Origin of the sequence: Streptomyces sp. NPDC001868, assembly GCF_040297125.1 — a bacterium.
In the GTDB taxonomy this organism is placed as follows: domain Bacteria; phylum Actinomycetota; class Actinomycetes; order Streptomycetales; family Streptomycetaceae; genus Streptomyces.
In genome coordinates, this window is record NZ_JBEOYO010000024.1 from 84,664 (window position 1) to 101,138 (window position 16,475).

The 16,475-nt window shown below is 71.0% G+C and carries 12 protein-coding genes; 2 read left to right on the forward strand and 10 right to left on the reverse strand.

The features are described 5' to 3' along the window. Positions 1–88 precede the first annotated feature (88 nt). Positions 89–856 (reverse strand): DUF72 domain-containing protein, encoded by a 768-nt coding sequence (locus ABT147_RS26345; protein ID WP_351410375.1) that lies wholly within the window; start codon positions 854–856, stop codon positions 89–91. A 29-nt stretch (positions 857–885) separates the two neighbouring features. Next, positions 886–1,980: a DUF5925 domain-containing protein gene (locus ABT147_RS26350; RefSeq protein WP_502983160.1), complete on the reverse strand. Its 1,095-nt coding sequence runs from the start codon at positions 1,978–1,980 to the stop codon at positions 886–888. Between the two features lie 202 nt (positions 1,981–2,182). On the opposite strand from ABT147_RS26350, the gene ABT147_RS26355 reads away from it, so the two are divergent. Further along, positions 2,183–3,598: a GH39 family glycosyl hydrolase gene (locus tag ABT147_RS26355; protein WP_351410378.1), complete on the forward strand. Its 1,416-nt coding sequence runs from the start codon at positions 2,183–2,185 to the stop codon at positions 3,596–3,598. An 80-nt stretch (positions 3,599–3,678) separates the two neighbouring features. Here ABT147_RS26355 and ABT147_RS26360 read toward each other — a convergent pair whose 3' ends face one another. The 7 genes from ABT147_RS26360 to ABT147_RS26390 all read right to left on the reverse strand — a co-directional run bounded on the left by ABT147_RS26360 (position 3,679) and on the right by ABT147_RS26390 (position 13,581). Continuing rightward, on the reverse strand, positions 3,679–7,590 hold the full coding sequence (locus ABT147_RS26360; RefSeq protein WP_351410380.1) for a lipopolysaccharide biosynthesis protein: 3,912 nt from the start codon (positions 7,588–7,590) through the stop codon (positions 3,679–3,681). Next, positions 7,583–8,353, reverse strand: coding sequence for a polysaccharide deacetylase family protein (locus tag ABT147_RS26365; RefSeq protein WP_351410468.1), 771 nt, complete (start codon positions 8,351–8,353; stop codon positions 7,583–7,585). The genes ABT147_RS26360 and ABT147_RS26365 overlap by 8 nt, the downstream gene beginning before the upstream one ends. A gap of 74 nt (positions 8,354–8,427) precedes the next feature. Then, the gene (locus ABT147_RS26370; protein ID WP_351410381.1) at positions 8,428–9,450 is read right to left on the reverse strand and encodes a glycosyltransferase family 2 protein; all 1,023 of its coding nucleotides are present in this window, start codon (positions 9,448–9,450) and stop codon (positions 8,428–8,430) included. Beyond that, entirely contained in the window at positions 9,447–10,301 is an 855-nt protein-coding gene (locus ABT147_RS26375; protein ID WP_351410383.1) for a glycosyltransferase family 2 protein, read from the reverse strand. Before ABT147_RS26375 ends, ABT147_RS26370 begins: the two co-directional genes overlap by 4 nt. 352 nt (positions 10,302–10,653) lie before the next feature. Continuing rightward, a complete protein-coding gene (locus tag ABT147_RS26380; RefSeq protein ID WP_351410385.1) occupies positions 10,654–11,775 on the reverse strand; it encodes a GNAT family N-acetyltransferase in 1,122 nt (373 codons plus the stop codon). Between the two features lie 3 nt (positions 11,776–11,778). Continuing rightward, the gene (locus ABT147_RS26385) at positions 11,779–12,141 is read right to left on the reverse strand and encodes a hypothetical protein (RefSeq protein WP_502983161.1); all 363 of its coding nucleotides are present in this window, start codon (positions 12,139–12,141) and stop codon (positions 11,779–11,781) included. A gap of 234 nt (positions 12,142–12,375) precedes the next feature. After that, the gene (locus ABT147_RS26390) at positions 12,376–13,581 is read right to left on the reverse strand and encodes a S8 family peptidase (RefSeq protein WP_351410389.1); all 1,206 of its coding nucleotides are present in this window, start codon (positions 13,579–13,581) and stop codon (positions 12,376–12,378) included. Between the two features lie 315 nt (positions 13,582–13,896). Here ABT147_RS26390 and ABT147_RS26395 point away from each other — a divergent pair, with 315 nt between their 5' ends. Next, positions 13,897–14,703: an SGNH/GDSL hydrolase family protein gene (locus ABT147_RS26395; protein ID WP_351410391.1), complete on the forward strand. Its 807-nt coding sequence runs from the start codon at positions 13,897–13,899 to the stop codon at positions 14,701–14,703. Here ABT147_RS26395 and ABT147_RS26400 read toward each other — a convergent pair. Beyond that, a complete protein-coding gene (locus tag ABT147_RS26400; protein ID WP_351410393.1) occupies positions 14,687–16,432 on the reverse strand; it encodes a serine/threonine-protein kinase in 1,746 nt (581 codons plus the stop codon). The two genes, ABT147_RS26395 and ABT147_RS26400, sit on opposite strands and share 17 nt — an antisense overlap. Between the last annotated feature and the right edge of the window lie 43 nt (positions 16,433–16,475).

The following is a 16,475-nucleotide window of genomic DNA, read 5'->3' on the forward strand; positions in this document are numbered from 1 at the left end:
GGGGCTCACGCCGGCCGGGCACCGCCGAGCCACACCGCCGTGGCCGAGCGCCGTCGCGGCGGAAACAAGAGGGTGGGTCACCGGAGGTTCAATGAACCAGGCGTTTCGGGGTTCGGGTCGGCTTCAGGCCCGCTCTTCGGGCCGCTCGTGCGAACACCGTCGCGTCTCCCACCGCTGCCGCGTTCGGGTCGTTGTTGAAGTAGACGTAGGTGTCGGCGGTGGGGGGCCAGGTGTCGGTGAGGCGGTGGGCCCAGGTCGTCAGGGAGCGGGGGCCGTAGTGGGGCCAGGGGTGGGCGCGGCCCTGGTGGAGGCGGAGGTAGGCCCAGTCGGTGGTGCGCCAGAGGGGCGTGGCGGGGCGGGAGTGGGTGTCGGCCCAGCACAGGGCCGCGTCGCGGGACTCCAGGACCTCGCGGATCTCGGGGGTCCACCAGGAATCGTGGCGGGGCTCGACCGCGATCCGGGTGCCGGAGGGGAAGCAGCCCAGGCAGGTGTCCAGCAGTTCCGCGTCGGCCCGTAGTGTCGGCGGCAGTTGGAGCAGGACCGGGCCCAGCCGGTCGCCCAGGCCCTCCGCATGGCTCATCAGCCGGTGCACCGGCTCCTCGGGGTCCCGCAACCGCTTGATGTGGGTCAGGTACCGGCTCGCCTTCACCGCGACCACGAAGTCCCCCGGCACCCGCTCCCGCCACGCCTCGAAGTTCTCCCGCGTCGGCAGCCGGTAGAACGCGTTGTTGAGCTCGACCGTCGCGAAGCTCGCCGCGTACTCCTCCAGCCACAGCCGGGTCGGGCAGCCCTCCGGATAGAGGACGCCCCGCCAGTCCTTGTACTGCCACCCCGACGTGCCGACGAACAGGGTCATATATCCATCAAAGCATCCTGAGGAGCCTCCTACAGGTACAGGCCCGCGTCCGACCCGCCCCTCGGCTCCGGCAGCGAGGTCGGTGAGGTGCCGCGACGCAGCGCGTACAGCTCGGCCAGGGTCGCCCCCTCGCGGCCGACTCCCTCGTCCGTGCCGAGCCAGCTCACCGCCTCCGCGCGGGTCAGCGCGCCCACCTCGATCCGGGCGAGGCAGCGGCCGGGGCGGACCACGGCGGGGTGGAGGCGCTCCAGGTCCTCGTTGGTGGTGACGCCGACCAGGACGTTGCGGCCCTGGCCGAGCAGGCCGTCCGTGAGGTTCAGCAGCCGGGAGAGCGCCTGGCCCGCCGTGTGCTTGGCCTCGCCGCGGATCAGTTCGTCGCAGTCCTCCAGCAGGAGCAGACGCCAGCGGCCCTTGCCCGCCGAGTCCTCCTCACCGATCGCGATGTCCATCAGATAGCCGACGTCGGAGAAGAGCCGCTCGGGGTCGAGGACGCAGTCCACCTGGCACCAGTCCCGCCAGGAACGGGCCAGCGTGCGCAGCGCGGATGTCTTGCCCGTGCCGGGCGGGCCGTGCAGCAGCAGAAGGCGGCCCGCGATGTCCTCGGGGGTCGTCTTCATCAGGCTGTCCATCGCGTCCGCCACCGGCGCCGTGTAGTTCGGCCGTACCTCTTCCCACGTCCCCGCCGAGATCTGCCGGGTCGTACGGTGCGGGCCCCGGCGCGGCGAGACGTACCAGAAGCCCATCGTCACGTTCTCCGGCTGCGGCTCGGGCTCGTCGGCCGCGCCGTCGGTGGCCTGGCCGAGGACCTTCTGAGCCAGCTCGGCGGTGGTCGCGGTGACCGTGACGTCGGCGCCGCGGTTCCAGCGGGAGATCAGTACGGTCCAGCCGTCGCCCTCGGCGAGGGTGGCGCTGCGGTCGTCGTCCCGCGCGGCCCGCAGCACCCGGGCGCCGGGCGGGAGCAGGGTGGCCCCGGACCGCACCCGGTCGATGTTCGCCGCGTGCGCGTACGGCTGCTCGCCCGTCGCGAAACGGCCGAGGAACAGCGCGTCGACGACATCGGACGGTGAGTCGCTGTCGTCGACGTTGAGCCGGATCGGCAGTGCGTCGTGTGGGTTGGCAGACATGTCGCCATGATCCGTCACCGAGGGCTCCCCGTGCATCCGCTTTCCGTAGTGCGCCGGGTGTGTCCGCCCCCGACCCGCTCGTGGTGCGCCGGTCGTGTCCGCCGCGCCCCGCGCTCCCCGGCCACACGGTGGGGCGGATTGCCCAGGAGTTCACCGGCGGAAGCTCCCCCACCACCACCCCACGCCGTTACTGTTGCCCTTGATGGCACGTCATGGGTGGAATTCGGGGGAGCGGCGGTGGCGACTCATCGCGCTGTTCGGCGTGGGCGCGGCCGCTCTGGCCCTGATCGTGACCCTGCTCGGCACCCTCCCCGGGGGCGGCAGCACCGCCGGCACCTCGCCGGACGGCGACAAGGTGCACGGCACGCCCGCCACCCCGTCCGGGGACGTCGGACCCGATGTGGGCTGGGGCTTCACCCACACCCAGTTCAGCGCCGACGAGGGCTCCGACACGGCCGTCGAGCGCGTCGAGAAACGCCTCGGTGAGCGGCCCCTGCCGCAGATCCAGCACATCATGGGCTGGGGCGCCGGCAACCCCGAACCCGTCGAGGGGCGTTACGACTTCGAGGAGATGGACCGGCGCGTCGACTTCGTCCGCGCCACCGGCGGCACCCCCGTCGTCACCCTGTGCTGCGCGCCCGACTGGATGAAGGGCGGCACGTCCGGCGCCGACAAGACCGACTGGAGCCAGGCCGCGCTGGAGACCGCGCCCGAGCCGGAGCACTTCCAGGACTACGCCGATCTCGCCGCGACCGTCGCCAAGCGCTACCCCGACGTACGCCACTTCATCGTCTGGAACGAGTTCAAGGGCTTCTGGAACAACGGCGAGGCCCGCTGGGACTACGAGGGGTACACCGAGCTGTACAACCTCGTCTACAAGGCCCTCAAGAAGGTCGACGAGGACATCATGGTCGGCGGCCCGTATCTGGTGATGGACAGCCTCGACCCACGGCAGGAGCAGGACGCGTCCACGTCGTTGAAGGGGCCGTGGGGTGCCCTGGACCAGCGGGTCCTCGACGCGTTCGACTACTGGGACAAGAACAAGGCCGGCGCGGACTTCGTGGTGGTGGACGGGTCGAGCTACAGCAAGGACGACGAGCTGATCCCCGACGAGTTCGCGGCGACCGACAAGTTCACGGCCGTGAGCGAGTGGGTCCGGGAGCGGTCCGGTGATCTGCCGTTGTGGTGGGCCGAGTACTACGTCGAACCGGCCGACGGTGACGACAACCGGCACGGCTGGTCCGAGAACCGGCGGGTCGCCGTCCAGGCCTCCGGGTTGATGGCGATGGCTCGTGGCGGGGCGACCTCCGGGTTCTACTGGAATCCGGAGGAGAAGAGCGGGGAGTGCCCCGGGTGTCTGTGGACTCCGACCGACAAGGCCGACGGGGGGCGGGAGTTGCCCATGTACGGGCTGCTGTCCCGGTTCAGCGAGGAGTTTCCGCCGGGGACGAGGTACGAGTCGGTGTCCGTCGCGGCGGATGACAAGCCGAACGTCCGGGTGCTCGCCGATGACAAGGCCGTGCTGGTCGTCAACACCCTTGACCGCAAGATCAGTGCGGTCGTCGATGGGGAGAGGTTCGACATGGGGGCGTACGAGACGAAGTGGCTCGACAGGTAGTTGGGGGACTGCGGGCCGGTTGTGGCTGGTCGCGCAGTTCCCCGCGCCCCTTGAGGGGGGCTTCGCCCCTCAGAAAGACGTCAGGGCGCGCCCATCGTCAAGAAGCGCTGCACCAGTGATGCCAGCAGTAGTGCCAGCAGGGGCAGGCTGAACCAGAAGCTGCTCTGGAGCCAGCGGAGTTGGCGGACGCCGGGGCGTACCGCCACCCGTACGACCTCGCGGACGCTCAGCAGGACGATCAGGGCGATCGCGGCCAGGCCGCCGACGACCGACCACGGGGTCCAGGTGACCTGGGGGCCGATCGGGCCGGGGTCGGGGGCCGGGGCCTTGCCCGTCCGGTCGCGCAGGGCGAAGATCGTGGCGTCGGTGTTGGCGAAGACCCGCTCGATGTCGGCGCGCTCGTCGAGGTTCTGGATGAGCCGGGACTCCCAGTTCCTGGAGTAACCGGCGTCCATCTGCAGGTTGACGACCTGGCTGCGGTTGACGATCAGGAAGGAGTTCGCGCCCGCGTCCTTCAGCGCCTTGGCCACCCCGGACACCAGCACGGGGTCGCTCGGTGCGAGCGTCGGCACGTACTCGACCTTCTCCATGTCCCGCGCGCCCCACGGCATCGCGGGCGTCACATTGTTCACCGGGTCGTCGCTGAGCCACAGCAGCCGTACGGTCGGGTCGTCGTGGGCGTACACGTACTCCATGGCGGCGACCTCACCCGGCCGGACCCGCTCGAAGGGTTCGTTGCCCCAACGGGCGACCAGGAAGCCGCCGATGAGGACGAGACCGGCCATCAGGGCGGCCAGCGGGGCGAGGCTCACCCGGTCCTTGTCACGCTCCTCGGCGGTGGCGCCGGTGCGCGGGAACAGGGCGAGGCCGGCGAGCAGGGCGGCGCCCGGCAGGGCGAACATGAAGACCCGCAGGGCCATCTCACCGCCGTACGACTGCATGCCGAAGCCCAGGAACGGGACGAAGGTCAGGACGAGCAGGGAGCGTTCGCGGTACTTGTTCTCGCGGCGGCGCCAGAAGCCGTAGCAGGCCAGGAGCATGACCGTGCCGGCGAGGGCCACGCGCGCGTAGAGGACGAGTTTGTGGGTGGAACTGCCCTCGCCGATCCGGCCGGAGACCGAGGACGTGACATTGCCGCCCACACCGCCGACCCCGCCGAAGAGTTCGTCGAAGTGGCCGGACCAGTACGGCTCGGCGAGATAGCCCACCCAGACCGCGACCAGGACGGCGAACAGGATCGGCAGGCCCCGCAGTTCGGAGCGGCCGATCAGGACGAGGGCCGCGAGGACGCCCAGCATCACGAACGGGGTGAGCTGGTGGGCCGGGACCGTCGCCGCGTAGAGGGCGATCAGGACCATCAGCAGGACCGCGCGTTGGCGGCGGTCCGTCGGTTCCACCTCCGCCTCGCCGGGGCGCACCTTGCCCCACAGCACGTGCGGGGCGCGGAACCAGACCAGGAGGATCGCGACGAAGGCCAGATAGAGGAGGTAGGTGAAGCCCTGCGGGGAGAAGTAGTCCTGGCCCACCCAGCCGCTCAGGACGAAGATCCAGACGCCCGTCCACTTGGCGCGCCAGCCCGCCCGCATATGGCGGGTGAGGAGGAACAGCGGGGGCAGATAGAGGAGTTGGATCGCCGTCGGCCACCAGCGGATGATCTCGGTGAAGTCGGTGACCCCGCAGGCCTCGGCGACGAACGCGGCCGCCGCGAAGAAGCCCGGCCAGCTCCAGCGGGCGTCCAGGTCGGGGACGGCCGAGCCGGTGCGGTCGATGTAGTCGATGAAGCCCAGATGCTGCCAGGCGGTCGCGAACCGGGGTTCGGTCTCGATCACGGCGGGCAGCGCGTGCAGGGAGAAGACGGTGGCAAGGAGCGTGATCAGCAGCAGCGCGCGGTGCTCTCGGGCCGGCCACAGCAGCGAGGCGAACACCGTGGCCAGCAGCGCCGCCCCGACCAGCGTCGGCGTGGGCAGCACGGAGATCAGGCCGAGCCCGCCCATCCGGTCCAGGTCGGCGTCGTCCAGCGCCAGCGCGGGCACCCAGTACAGAAGCAGCGCGGAGAGCAGGAGGAAGCCGAGGACCACGCCGGTGATCGTGGGGTGCAGCAGCCGTTCGCGCAGGGGCACCCGCGGTGCCTCCCCGGCGGACGGAACCTCCTGGACCGGGGTCTTCACGTCGGGCTTCTCCGGTGCCTCCGCCTTCCTCACGAAGGCCGGTTCGCGTACGGCCCGTGCCCGGACGGCCTGTTCCCGGACGGCCGGTTCCCGTACGGCCTCCTCGAACGGGGCGTCCACCTCCGGGACCTCCGCCGGGCCCAGGGACGACTCCGAACCAGGCTCGCGGGCCTCCACCGGCAGGCCCAGCGAGGGCGACAGGCTGAGCGGACGGGTCGGCCGGTCCTGGGCCCAGGTCGGCCGGTGGTCCTTGCGCACGGACGCGGTTCCGGTGGGCGGGGTGCCGGGGCCGGGCCGTACGTCCGGGCGGCGCTCCAGGTGGTCGAAGTCGACGTGGACGCCGAGGGCGAGGGTGTCGGAGTCGAGCCGCCGGGACCAGGCGCCGCTCTGCTTCTTCGCGGCGGACGCCACCCGGCCCAGATCGGCGAGGTCGCCGTCCGGAGCCGCGTCCGCGGGCACCTCGGCGGGCCCGGCGGCGCGCAGGATCCGGTACAGCCGGGGCGCGGCGATCAGCACGATCACCGCGAGGCTGGAGATCTCGGCGACACCCGCGCCGGTCAGGCCCATCCGGGGGAGCAGGACCAGGGTCAGACCGAGGACCAGGGCGCACAGCAGGCCCTGCAGCCAGGCGAGTCCGGCCGTACGGCTCTGGGCGCGCAGCACCGCGAAGTACGTCTCCATGACGACCCGCAGCAGCGCGCCGACCGCGAACCAGCGCAGCAGCGGCGTCGCCGCGTCCGCGTACGCCTGCCCGAAGACGGCCAGGATCCAGGGCGCCCCGAAGAACAGCACCGCGCACACCGGCAGCATGATCCGGGCCATCCGCTTCAGCGCGGCCCGGGTGTTGGCGGCGAGGCGGGCCGGGTCGTGCGCGCCCTCGACGGTCAGGGAGGCGCCCATGTTGATGGCGAGCAGATTGACGGTGCCGCCGATGGTGGTGGTGATGTAGAAGTACGCGTTGTCGGCGGAGCTGACCTGGGCGGCGACGATCACCGGGACCAGATAGACCACGGCCAGCGAGAACAGGGAGCCCGTGTAGTCGCCGGCGAGGAAGCGGCCGATCTCCCGCAGCGACGGCGGGCGCGCGTGCTCCGCGGTGGCCTTCACATGCTTCGGGATCAGCCGGCGGAACACCAGCCAGCCCAGCGGCAGCACGGACATCGCGATCGCCGCGACCCAGGACACGAACACGCCCATGGTCGGGATCGCGGTGGCGAACACCACCAGGAGCACCAGCTTCACCGCCGAGAACACGGTGTTGCCGACCGGCACCCACACCGCGCTGCGCAGCCCGGTGAGCACCCCGTCCTGGAGCGTCAGCACCGACCAGGCGACCACCGCGAGCACGAAGAACACGGCGTTCAGCGGATCGTGCAGAAAGCTGTACGACGACCCCCACAGACCCAGTGTCAGCAGGAACACACCCGCCGCGAGCGCCACGGTCAGCGAACTGCCCGCGTACGTACGGAAGATCAGCCGGCCGGTGTCCCGGCCCGCGACCGGGATGAACCGGGCCAGGGCGCCCGTCAGCGTCAGCGCGGTGAGCCCGGCGAGGAGCTTCATCGCGGCGATCGCGGCGGAGCCCTGACCGACCGAGGCCTCGGTGTAGTAGCGGGCGGCGGCCAGCCAGAAGCCGAGGCCGAGCACGGCCGAGATACCGGTGTTGAGCATCAGGGCGTAGGCGTTGCGGAACAGCTGGTCGCCCCCCGCCCCCTTGCCCAGGCCGGGCAGCCGCAGCCTGCGGCCGGACCCGGACTTCCGCTCGGTCTCCTCGGTCGTGGTGTTCTCGGCCTCTTGCGCCGTGGTGGTCGTCGTGTCAGACACGGGAACGGATGGCCTTCCGGACCTGTCGTGCTCTTCGGACCATGGCGTACCCCTTGGTCAGGGCACGGTCCCGGGCGAAGTTGCGGGCGATCGCACGGCCCTCGACGAGCCGCTCGAACTCCGCGATTCCGGTGGAGCGCCGCACGGTGACCCGCCGCAGCGCGTACGGGCCCTGCGTACGCCGGGCCAGCGCGTTGCCGACCGCCAGCGACTGGGCGAACCCCGTCTCCCGTACCGCGACGCGCACCCGGCGGCTGGAGTAGCCGTACGGGTAGGCGAACGAGTCGGGCCGGGTGCCCAGTTCGTCGGCGACGATCTGCCGGCAGCGCCGCAGCTCGAAGCGGAGCCGGTCGTCGTCCAGCGTGTCGAGCTGCGGATGGGTGTGGCTGTGCCCGCCGATCTCCACGCCGTTGCCCGCGAGTTCGCGGACCTGGTCCCAGTCGAGCATGGTGTCGAGGGCCTCGCCGTTGTCGTACGGGCCCTCGATCCAGCCCGTGGTGACGAACAGCGAGGCCGCGAAGCCGTGTTTGACGAGGGCGGGCAGGGCGTGCCGGTGCACACCCGCGTAGCCGTCGTCGAAGGTGATCAGGACGGGCCGGGCGGGGAGCGGGCGGCCCAGTCGCCAGCTCGCCGCCAGATCCGCCGTGTCGACCGGGGTGAGGCCCAGGTCGTCGATGACCGCCATCTGTTCCGCGAAGGCCTCCGGGGTCACCGACAGGTCCCGGGTGGCGTCGTTCGGCGCGGTGGACACCGCGTGGTACATCAGGATCGGTACGGCCGCCGTCGTCCCCGTCGCCTCCGCGGCCCTCGTCGTCCTCGTCGTTCCCGTCGTCTCCGTCATGACGAGCCCCCCTCGCCCCCCTTGCCGGCCGCGCCGCCCGGGATCTCGCCGACCGAGAACGTGACGTCGCCCCTGCGGGCCCGGACGCTCCCGACAACGTACCCCCCGGCCGCCGCCGCCACCCCCAGGGCGATCGCGCCCGCCCGTCCCGCGCCCCCCGCGCGGCCGAGCAGCGCGTCCCGCAGGCCGCGCGCCACCCCGGCGGGCAGCACCCGTGTCGTGTACCGGCGCTCGGACTCCAGCCCCTTGCCGGCGCCCACGCTCCGCGCCACCAGCGCCTTCGACAGGCCCTCGGCGTACGTGCGCGTGCGGAAATACCCGAAGCGCTCCCGCGCGTCGGGCACCCGGTGGTGGATGACCGCCCGGTCGTCGAGCAGCAGGACCGCGTCCGGCCGGGCCCGGGAGAGCCGGATGCACAGCTCCGTCTCCTCGCAGCCCAGCGGGCGCTTGTCCCCGTCGCGGCCGATGCCCGTGGCGAAGCCGCCGGCCGCGTCGAAGGCGGCGCGGCGGAACGAGGCGTTGCCGCCGAGGACGTTGCGGACCTCGGCGACACCACCGGGCAGGCCCTTGTAGGCGCAGCCCACCACCCAGTCGAACTCCTCCGGGAACCAGGCCGGGCGGCGGCCGGACGCCCAGATGGGCACCGTACGGCCGCCGACGGCCATGACCCGGGGGTCGGTGTACCCCTCGACGAAGTACGCGAGCCAGTCGCGCTCGGCGACGGCGTCGTCGTCGAGGAAGGCGATGATCTCCCCGTACGAGGCGGCGATGCCCGTGTTGCGGCCCGCGGACAGCCCGCGGGGGCCCGCGTTGGCGAGCACCCGCACCTCGCCGCTCTCCTGATGCTCTTTGTACTCCCTGGTGAGACGCTCGAGGAGGGCCTGGTTGTGGTCCACCACCAGGAGCGTCTCCAGGGCCGGCCGGGACTGGGCACGCACCGAGGCGACCGCCGCGAGGATGTCCTCCCAGCGGTCCTCGGTGTACACACAGATCACGACCGAGACGGCCGGCTCGCTCAAGACGACTCTCCCCGGCGCGCGGTGAGCATCGTCGCGTGCGAACGGCTGCGCAGCGCACGCCGGTTGTTGCGCTCCTTCAGGATCACCCGCAGCACCCGCAGTCCGTCGCGGACGGCCCGCAGATTGCTCGCGCCGTGGATGCGCAGATACTCGTGGCTGGGGATCTCCTGCACCTTCAGGCCCGCCTTGACGACCCGGATGTTCATCAGGGTCTCCACCTCGAAGCCCGTGCAGTCGAGGTCGATCTTGTCCAGGCAGTGCCGCCAGAACGCGTTGTAGCCGTAGCACAGGTCCGTGTAGCGGGCGCCGAACTTGCGGTTCACGGTGGTGCACAGCGCCCAGTTGCCGAGCTTGCGGATCAGGGTCATGTCGTCGGTGCCGCCGCCGTTGGCGAAGCGGGAGCCCTTGGCGAAGTCGGCGCCCGAGACGAGGGCGGAGACATAGGAGACGATCTCGTGCCCGTCGGCCGAGCCGTCCGCGTCGACCATCACGATGATGTCGCCGGTGCAGGCCGCGAAGCCGGTGATGAGGGCGTCGCCCTTGCCCTTGCCCCGCTGCGGGACGACCTTGACGTCCGGCCACAGCTCACGGGCCACCGCGACGGTGTCGTCGGTGGAGTTGCCGTCGACCAGGACCACTTCGTGGATCCAGCCCGGCAGCGTCTTGAAGACGTACGGAAGGTTCTCCGCCTCGTTCATGGCGGGGATCACCACACTCACCGGCGGCGCGATGGCCAGGTGGTTGGAGATCGGCCGGTACTTCGCGAGCGCCGACTCGTCGGCGTCGGTGGTATCGGACAGTGATGTCGGCGATGTCGGTTCGGATATCGCCGGGCGCAGAACTGAGCTCATGAGTCTGGTCCCTCTCGTCCGGTGGACCACCCGCCCCTGGGCGGTCCGGCAATGTGTCCGGTTCGAAAGGGGGGTTCTCACTCATGGCATGCCGAAGTCGATCTCCGTGCACGCCGGGTGAGCTGGCAAAGCCGGCCGACTGTCGCGGCTCGGCAGTCGGTCGCGCGGCACGACTCGGTAAACGGTGCGGTCACCGAGCACGGCACCCCCCTACCGCGCCCCGCGCCGGGACCGTCGCGCTCCTTGAGCCCTCCCCTAGGAGCATGTGCCGACGGACCGATGCGGGTGGAAGTACAACGATGTAAGACGGTATTGATGGTTGAGCCCTAATGGCAAGGCCTAGTACGAGGCCTCACTTTTTTGTTGTTGTGTCCGTTACCTGACCTCCCGACCGGATTCTTCCCATCCGCTTCAACAGTCTGTCCGCGGGTTCGAACAGTTCCGGTCGTGCCAGCACCGCGTTCCGCAGCGCCCGGACCGGGGCTCGGCGAGCCCGGTGCCCGAGTGCCACCGGATGGCGCCGGGTGACCCACCCCTCCGACACGGAGATCTCCCGGGTCTTCAGGGAATCCTTGTACTGCTTCTGCCCCCGGCCCAGATCCAGATAGGCGATGCCGTCGGCGGCACCCTCCTCGGCCATGTGCAGATGCAGGAGCAGGCCCGGCGAGAACCTCGCGAACGCCGGGTCGTACGCCGGGAACCAGCATGTCAGTACCCGCTCGGAGCGCAGCCCGAAATGAGCCGCGACAGGTTCGCCGTCCCCGTACAGCACGGAGAGCTGTCCAGCGAAGGATTCGGAGCGGGTGTGGAAGAGCCGGTGCACCAGGCGGGTGATCCACGGGTGCGCGAAGCGGTCGCTGCGACCCGTCCTGCGGTACTGCGCCGACTTCCAGGCCATCAGCGTGCGCAGGACCTTCGGGTCGCGTTCGTCGTGCACATAGCGCACCTCGCTCATCGCGCGGCCGAGCCTGCGCTCCTTGGCGAGCGTCGAGCGGACGAACTTCGGCGAGTCGGCCCGTAGTTGGCCGAGATAGGCCTCGTAGCCCTGTTCCAGGTCCATGACCGGGGAGGGGAAGGTGCCGGTGATGTGGGCCGCGAACGGCGTCTGGCCCTGGGCCAGATGGTCGAACTCCCATACGGCGAGCCCACAGGCCCGCAGCAGCTCCTGGGCGTCCCAGGTGAATCCGGGGCGGTGGACCACACCCTGGCAGTCGGAGAGGCCGAGACCGACGGCTCTGCCCACCCCGACGGTGGATCTCTGGTACGGGAAGAAGGCCGCCGGTTCACCGTCCTCCCGGACGACCGCGATCCGCACCCCGCGCCGGCAGCGGCCCACGGCGAGCGCGAACTCCGGGGACAGGAACGGGTTCGCCAGCTCTGGCCTGCCGTGGAGATGGGCCTTCGACTGCAAGGCGGTCCAGGCCGCCCGGTCGGCGGCGGACAGTTCGCCGGGGCGGTACACACTGATGTCCACGTCTCAGGTCCGTCTTCTCTCCGTACGGGCACCGCGGCGCCGTACCAGACTCGGCAGGAGAACGAGCGTGCTGATCACGGTCACGGCCGCGATCCCACCGGTCACCGACCACGAGTGGGTGGCGATCATGCCCTGCGCGACTAGGAGGTTCACCGCGATCGCGCCCGCGAGGGACGTCACGACCCGGCCGAACGGCTCCAGTCCGCGCAGTACGGCCCCGATGGCGGCTCCTGGCGCGACGAGGAGGAAGAAGAGGGTGAACGGGCCGCGCAGCACCGAGTCCGCGTCGGCGAACGCGAGCGCCGCGCCGACCCCCGCCACGGCCGCGGCCACGCCCGCCAGCAGTGGCCCGCCACCGCCTGACAAGGATGGCTTGATACCCAAGGTCTGCATTGGCGACTTTGCCCCCTGAAGCGCCGGATGCCGGGCTTCAATGTCGCTCAGCGGGCGCGGGGGCGTCAATACGTCGAGACGGGCCGGGCGGCCGTACGGCCGATTTGCAATGCCTCGGCAAAGTAGAACGCCCGGCCGCGTACGAGGATTCCCCGGAGGCGACTCGCGCCTCCGGGGAATCCGGTGTTCACAGTGGTGCGGTCGCCGTTACGGGACGAGCTGCAGCAGACGGTTCGGCGAACCGGTGCCGGGGCTGGTGACCTTGCCGGTGACGGCGCCGCCGGTCAGGGCCGTGGCGACCTGGGCCGGGGTGGCCGAGGTGTGACCGGCCAGGTAGACGGCGGCCGCGCCGGCGACGTGCGGGGTGGCCATCGAGGTGCCCGAGATGGTGTTCGTCGCGGTGTCGCTGGTGTACCAGCCGGCCGTGATCGACGAACCCGGCGCGAAGATGTCCAGGACCGAGCCGAAGTTGGAGTAGCTGGCCCGGGCGTCCGTGCTGGTGGTGGCGCCGACCGTGATCGCCGAGGCGACGCGGGCCGGGGAGTACGAGGAGGCGTTGGCGCTGCTGTTGCCCGCCGCGACCGCGTAGGTCACTCCGCTGGCTATGGAGTTCGCCACGGCCGTGTCGAGCGCGGTGGAGGCGCCGCCGCCGAGCGACATGTTGGCGACCGAGGGGCCGCTGTGGTTCGCGGTCACCCAGTCGATGCCCGCCACGACACCGGCCGTGGTGCCCGAACCGGCGTTGTCCAGCACGCGCACGGCCACGATCCTCGCCTGCTTGGCGATGCCGTAGGTCGAGCCCGCGATGGTGGACGCCACGTGTGTGCCGTGGCCGTTGCCGTCCTGCGCGACGTTGTCGCCGGAGACCGCGTCGTAGCCGTTGAACGCCCGGCCGCCGAACTGGGAGTGCGAGATGCGTACGCCGGTGTCGATGACGTACGCCGTCACACCGCTGCCCGCCGTGTCCGGGTAGGTGTACGTGCCGGAGAGCGGCAGCGACGCCTGGTCGGAGCGGTCCAGGCCCCACGGGGCGTTGGACTGCGTGGCGTCGGCGGTGAAGACCTGGTTCTGCTCCACGGAGGCGATCGCCGGGTCGGCGGCCAGTCTCTTCGCCTCGGTCGCGGAGAGCTCGGCCGCGTAACCGTTGAGCGCGGTCTTGAAGGTCCGCTTCACCGAGCCGCCGTACTCCTCGACCAGGCCCTTGCCGGCGCTCGACGCGGCCTTGAGGCCGGCGCTCTTCTTGAGCGTGACGATGTAGCTGCCCTTGATCGCGGTGGGGGAGTCGGCCGCGAGCACCTTGCCCTCGGCCGGAGCGGCCTGGGCGGGGAGTGCGGTGAGGCCGCCGAGCAGGGCGGCGGTCGCCAGGGTGGTGACGGCGGCGACACGCATGTTCTTGATACGCAGTTGTGCCATTACGAGGGATTCCTCCTCATAGGCGGCGCACGCCTTGGGTGGGGCGTACGTCTGTGGGGGGTGCGTGCGGGATCGCACTCACGGCCGGGAGCGTCGCGTTCCGCTCGGGGCTGTAAGCAGACTGGGTGATCTACGGGTGTAGCTCAAGAGAGTTGAAGTGTTGTCATGTTTCTGTCACAGACGTGAAATCGAACAAGGGCGGAACGCGGTCGGTACGTTCCCTTGCGGGAGGGAAAGTATTGACATGGACACTTCCGATCAACACGCGTAGTTGCTACGACGGTTGAGGCAGAGATCCTGCTAAAGGGAGGTTCCATGAGACGTTCCCGACTCGCGGCATACATGACCTCACTCCTCCTCGCCGTCGGCACCGCCCTCACCGGGGCCACGACGGCGCAGGCGTCCCAACAGGCCGCCGCCACCGGCTATGTGGCGCTCGGCGACTCCTATTCCTCGGGCGTCGGCGCGGGGAGCTACATCTCCTCCAGCGGCGACTGCAAGCGCAGCACGAAGGCCTATCCGTACCTCTGGGCGGCCGCCAACGCGCCCTCGTCGTTCCATTTCACGGCCTGCTCGGGCGCCCGAACGGGTGATGTTCTGGCCGATCAACTGGGACCGCTCGGCGCGGGCACGGGGCTCGTCTCGGTCAGCGTCGGCGGCAACGACGCCGGCTTCGCCGACGTCATGACCACCTGCGTCCTGCAGTCCGACAGCTCCTGCGTCTCCCGCATCAACACGGCGAAGGCGTACGTCGACTCGACGCTCCCCGGCCAGCTCGACAAGGTCTACTCGGCGATCAGCGCGAAGGCACCGGCCGCCCATGTGGTGGTGCTCGGCTACCCCCGCTTCTACCAGCTCGGCGGCACCTGCCCCGGCCTCTCCCAGGCCAAGCGGACCGCCATCAACAACGCCGCCGACTACCTGAACACCGCCCTCGCGAAACGCGCCGCCGACCACGGCTTCACCTTCGGCGACGTCCGCTCCGCGTTCACCGGGCACGAACTGTGCTCGGGCAGCGCGTGGCTGCACAGTCTCAACCTGCTGAACATCGGCGAGTCGTACCACCCGAAGGCCGCGGGCCAGTCGGGCGGCTATCTGCCGGTGTTCAGGAACGCGGCCTGACGGCTCCGCTCAGCGCTCCGGCCTCGTTCTCGTAGTCGGATTCGGAGTCGCTGTACTCGCCGGGGTTCTCCGAGTCGTCGGAGGGGGAGGTCCCGCCCGTGGTCGGGGCCTCCGTCTCGCACGTCACCGAGAACGCGACGGAGTTGGACGTCACCTTCACCGGTCCGCGGACCTCGACGCTGATCTCGTCCGTGTAGCTCCCGTTCGTCGAGACGACGACCTTGTCCTGCTTGGTCTTCTCACCGCCGGACCCGAACGACAGCGTCTTCCAGCCGGGGTCCTCGACCTCACCGCTCTTGGCCACCCAGCGGTAGTCGACGTCCACGGGGACGCTGCCCACGGTGAACGTCGCGGTGAAGGCGGGCGCCTCGGCGTCCTGTGGCGGACAGGCCCCGGAGTAGTCGGTGTTCGTGCCCTCGACGGTCACCCCGACCGACTGCGCGGGCGGCTCGGTGGTCGGTTTCTCCTCGTCGGGTGTCCTGGAGGGGGTGCCGCCGTCGTCGCCCGTGTCGTCGCCGGTCTCCTCGCCCGTGCCCCCGTCGCCCGTCTGCTCGTTCGTGCCGCCCACCGTGCCCGCCCCGTTGGTGGGGTTGCCGTCCTTCCCGTCGTCGCCACGGTTGACCAGGGCGTACGTCAGTCCGGCGATGGCGAACGCGATCGCCGCGATACCGGCGACCAGGAAGACGAGGGCCCGGCGGTTGCGATCGGGCTCGCGGGTCGGCGCCCCGGACGGGTGGGTCACGGCGGCCGGGACCGGATGCGGTGGGGTCGGCGGCCCGAACTCGTTCGTGCCCCGCCCCGGGCCCCCGCCCCGACTCGGGAAGGCCGCCACCGTCGGGCTGTACGGGGCCGAGGGGACCGTGTCGGAGCGCGGGGCGTCTCCGCCGGAGGGGGTGCCCCCGGCGCCGATGATCCGCAGATCCCGCTCGGCCCGCTCGGCGGGGATCCGGTCGGCCGGATCCTTGCGCAGCAGCCCCTCGATCACCGGGCCCAGCGGACCGGCCCGCAGCGGCGGCGGAAGCTCCTCGTCGACGACCGCGCGCAGGGTGCTCAGCGGAGTGTTCTGCCGGAACGGCGAGTTGCCCTCGACCGCCGCGTACAGCAGCACACCGAGCGACCACAGGTCCGACTCGGGGCCGAACGCACGGCCGAGTGCGCGCTCCGGGGCGAGGAACTCGGGGGAACCGATGACCTCGCCGGTCATCGTCAGCGCGGAGCTGCCCTCGACCGTGGCGATACCGAAGTCGGTGAGGACGACCCGGCCGTCGTTGGACATCAGCACATTGGCAGGTTTCACGTCCCGGTGCAGCACCCCGGCCTCGTGCGCGGCCCGCAGCGCGGACAGCACCTCGGCGCCGATGTGCGCGGCGCGCTGGGGGGAGAGGGGGCCCTCGGCGTCCAGGAGATCGGCGAGGGACACCCCGCGCACCAGCTCCATCACGATCCACGGGCGGCCGTCCTCCATGGCCACGTCGTACACCGTGACGACATTGCGGTTGGCGACCCGGGCCGCCGCCCACGCCTCCCGCTCCAGCCGGGCGTACATCCGCTCGACGTCGGACACCGCGACACCGCCCGGCGCCCGCACCTCCTTGACGGCGACCTCGCGGTGCAGCACCTCGTCGCGGGCCCGCCACACGGTGCCCATGCCGCCCTCGCCGAGCGGGGTCAGCAGGCGGTAGCGGCCCGCGATCACACGTTCACTGCCGGGTTCTTCGGACACGGCCATCCCCCGTCACTCGTATCCGCGTGAAATCTCCACCTCGTGCTCC

Bases quoted from the DNA above. Each gene is read 5' to 3' on its own strand.
- ABT147_RS26345 (WP_351410375.1), bottom strand. From the start codon at position 856: ATGACCCTGTTCGTCGGCACGTCGGGGTGGCAGTACAAGGACTGGCGG.
- ABT147_RS26350 (WP_502983160.1), bottom strand. From the start codon at position 1,980: ATGTCTGCCAACCCACACGACGCACTGCCGATCCGGCTCAACGTCGAC.
- ABT147_RS26355 (WP_351410378.1), top strand. From the start codon at position 2,183: ATGGCACGTCATGGGTGGAATTCGGGGGAGCGGCGGTGGCGACTCATC.
- ABT147_RS26365 (WP_351410468.1), bottom strand. From the start codon at position 8,353: ATGTACCACGCGGTGTCCACCGCGCCGAACGACGCCACCCGGGACCTG.
- ABT147_RS26375 (WP_351410383.1), bottom strand. From the start codon at position 10,301: ATGAGCTCAGTTCTGCGCCCGGCGATATCCGAACCGACATCGCCGACA.
- ABT147_RS26390 (WP_351410389.1), bottom strand. From the start codon at position 13,581: ATGGCACAACTGCGTATCAAGAACATGCGTGTCGCCGCCGTCACCACC.
- ABT147_RS26395 (WP_351410391.1), top strand. From the start codon at position 13,897: ATGAGACGTTCCCGACTCGCGGCATACATGACCTCACTCCTCCTCGCC.
- ABT147_RS26400 (WP_351410393.1), bottom strand. From the start codon at position 16,432: ATGGCCGTGTCCGAAGAACCCGGCAGTGAACGTGTGATCGCGGGCCGC.